Here is a 2,980-nt window from a genome sequence, read left to right as displayed (position 1 = left end):
CCTACCTTCGCATGTCCAAGTTTAAAAACCTTCCGGCCAATCCACTACAACCAGCCGCCGCTCCGTTGCGATCTACCATCTACCGTGCCGGCTGTCCAGTTCCACTCAAAACGGCATAGAGCCGAAATTACCACCCCGATCACGTTGAGTTCATTGCGGCCAGCACTAAAACCGGCAAACGGCATAATCAATTCGGAAGGCAAAGGAGGAAAGATATTTTCAAGCATCATCAACAAGAAGACACCGACATAGCCCGTTTCGGCAATAAACTGGACAATGAAATCAAACAAAGCTGTTTCCTTTTCAGGTTGACTGCGTCATAACGAGGCAAGAAAACGGTTGCTGCCATCTGGGGCATGCTCCACGCTAGCGTTCAGTTCGGTTAGGTCTCAGTCTAAGAAAGACAGTGTCAACTTAACGTAAGATGGCTGTTAGTTTTTTGTTAAAATTTTTTTTATGGAGGTATATTTATGTATCTCGTCGACCGCACCTTGCCAGTGTGTGATTGCATAAATTGGTCCGGCATCAATATCGACACCGAACTCGAGTCAGATGGGGGAACGGCGCCGGTCTAGCACGATGGCAATGACGCCCACGACGAAGGTGGCGATCCAGAGCGACCATAAGGTGTGCGTCAAAAAATGGGCGCCGCGAAGTTGCTGCAGCCAACCCAACGAAAATCCGAAGCCCATCATTGTGATGAACGTACACATGGAGGCCGTTGGACGCGCGGGAAGAAAAAATACGGTAATCGAGATCAGCCACAATGCGCTCGAAGCATGGCCCGCCGGCATGCAGTGCCCAGGCTCGCTGCCCGCGGGAAGCATCTGCATCAGCCGCACATAAGGCTCGCTGCCGCCATAGCGCGTCAAGTTCCATGGGCAGTGCGAATCGCTCGATTGCTTTAACAAGGAAATAATAAGTGGGACCATTACAGCAGATAAGGCTACTACCCTGATCCGATAGCGCTGCAGCCAGCTCCAGCGACGCGGTGCAACCAGATCCCAGAGTGCCGTCAAGACGAAGGCAATGGCCAACGTAATCAAAATCCGCTTCAGCACAACGTGACTGAACGTATCGGCGATCCAGGCATCACGCCAAGGAAAAATTCGGAGCTGCGGATCGAATGCAGCATCTGCCAAGTGTAGGTCGATGTCAGTGCACATTTCGATCCAAACAACCAGTAAGGGGAAGGCAAGAAACAGTATGAGGCCGATCCAGCGTGTGCGGGTCATGCGCGTGGCACGCACCCCAGCAAACCCGGTGCCGATCGCCGCCGCGTCGCCGGAAAAATCAGCTTGCACGGGTGCACGCATTAAACAAGTCCAGTTTCGGGTTGTAGACAGCAGTATTGATGGCAAGCATGCCGAGAGTCGAATGAAAGATGTTGTCATGTGAAAATTCCTGATTGGCGCGGGCGGCAAGGCATTTGCGGTCGAGCTTGAAGCGATCACTGAAGCCGTCCGACATCCACAACATGAATGGAACGTGGCGCTGTTCTGGCGGCGAGATGATGTACGGAGCGCCATGCAGATACATATTGTTTTCGCCAAGCGATTCGCCATGGTCCGAGAAATACACAAAGGAGGTATCGACGCCGTCGTTCAGGCTCGCTTGCGACAGCATGTCGATCGTTTTGCTCAACACATAATCGGTATAGAGGATGGTGTTGTCGTAGGCGGCGACTATGGCTTCTTTACTGCATTTTGCTAATTCGTTGGTTTCGCAAGTAGGCACAAACCGTCTGAACCGGGCGGGATAGCGCTTCCAGTAGGCCGGCCCGTGGCTTCCTTTCTGGTGCAGCACGATCACCAGATCGCGCTTGGAGTCACGTATCAGTTCTGGCAAGCCTTCCAGCAGACGTTCATCGAAACACTCCTCCGTTTGACAAAGAGGGTTGCCCGGTGACGGTTGGGATACGTCCACATAACTCACCCGGTCGCACACCCCCTTGCAACCGGAATTGTTATCACGCCAGATCACATCGATTCCGGCATGCTCGAGTACATCAAGCAGTCCTTCCTGGGATTGCGCCTTGGTATCAGAATAGCCATGCCGTCCAAGAGCGGAAAAAACACAAGGTACCGACACCGCCGTGGCTGTGCCGCAGGACTGCATGCGCGTAAAATTGATCAGGCCGTTCTGCTGCGCTAGACGCGGATTGGTCTGGCGCGTGTAGCCATTCAAGGAAAAATTCCGAGCGCGCGCAGTTTCTCCAACAACTATGATGGTCACGGTGCGCTTGAATATGCCGTTCCAGGCAGGCCCTTTGCTGGCATCGGTGCCGAGCGGAAGCACGACAATTGGCGTACTCCATTTGCGCTTCGCATAACCGTTAATTGCTTGGAGGTAGTTGGTCGGCGTGAGAAGGAAGCGCAGATCGCGGTGTTCACGCAAGGTTGGCGCCAGTGTCTTGAACATGAGCATGAGCAGGATAATAGCTCCTGCAAATGCCGCCAAGGCGATACCGAGATTGCGCAGCAACTGACGGGCTGCCGTCGGGTAACTCAGGTCGGCTGCAGCGAGCAGCAGCGAGGGCAGCCCGCCCATCAGTAAAATTGACGCAAGCATTTTTAGTGACACCAGATCGGCGCTTTCACGCGCATCGGTTTCGACGACGTTTTGTACCATCGACCAATCAATCGCGGTGCCGTACTGATTCATGAAGTAGCTCGCCGCCGAAGTGGCGAGAAACAGGACAATCAAAACGGGTTTGAAGATATAACGAAAATTGACTAGCGCAAGACAGGCGCTAAAGGCCAGCACTAGCATCAGGAACATGCCGGCCTGTATCGGAAAATGTGGCAGTCCAAGACCTCCTGTAGCGTGGACGAATTGCCTCCAGAAGGACTGATGAGCCTCTTGCAAAACTAGCGGAACGGATGAAAATTGCTTGGCAGCGCAAGCGAAAAGGTGGGAGTGGGCGCCCATTTCTGGCATGATTTAGTTCTAACGCTTAATCAAAACGCCCACACCATGA

3 protein-coding genes are annotated in these 2,980 nt (G+C 53.2%); all 3 read right to left on the bottom strand.

Annotation, left to right across the window (positions count from 1 at the left end):
* Positions 1-44: 44 nt before the first annotated feature.
* The 3 genes from F1735_RS32850 to F1735_RS32840 all read right to left on the bottom strand — a co-directional run bounded on the left by F1735_RS32850 (position 45) and on the right by F1735_RS32840 (position 2,781).
* The gene (locus F1735_RS32850) at positions 45-290 is read right to left on the bottom strand and encodes a DedA family protein (RefSeq protein WP_167241109.1); all 246 of its coding nucleotides are present in this window, start codon (positions 288-290) and stop codon (positions 45-47) included.
* A 258-nt stretch (positions 291-548) separates the two neighbouring features.
* Positions 549-1,316: a phosphatase PAP2 family protein gene (locus F1735_RS32845; protein WP_229506085.1), complete on the bottom strand. Its 768-nt coding sequence runs from the start codon at positions 1,314-1,316 to the stop codon at positions 549-551.
* A complete protein-coding gene (locus F1735_RS32840) occupies positions 1,294-2,781 on the bottom strand; it encodes a phosphoethanolamine transferase (protein ID WP_229506084.1) in 1,488 nt (495 codons plus the stop codon). Before F1735_RS32840 ends, F1735_RS32845 begins: the two co-directional genes overlap by 23 nt.
* Positions 2,782-2,980: the final 199 nt, after the last annotated feature.

The sequence above is a fragment of the Massilia genomosp. 1 genome (genome assembly GCF_011682185.1).
Lineage (GTDB): Bacteria > Pseudomonadota > Gammaproteobacteria > Burkholderiales > Burkholderiaceae_D > Telluria_A > Telluria_A rubra.
This window is presented reverse-complemented; position numbering and strand designations above follow the sequence as displayed.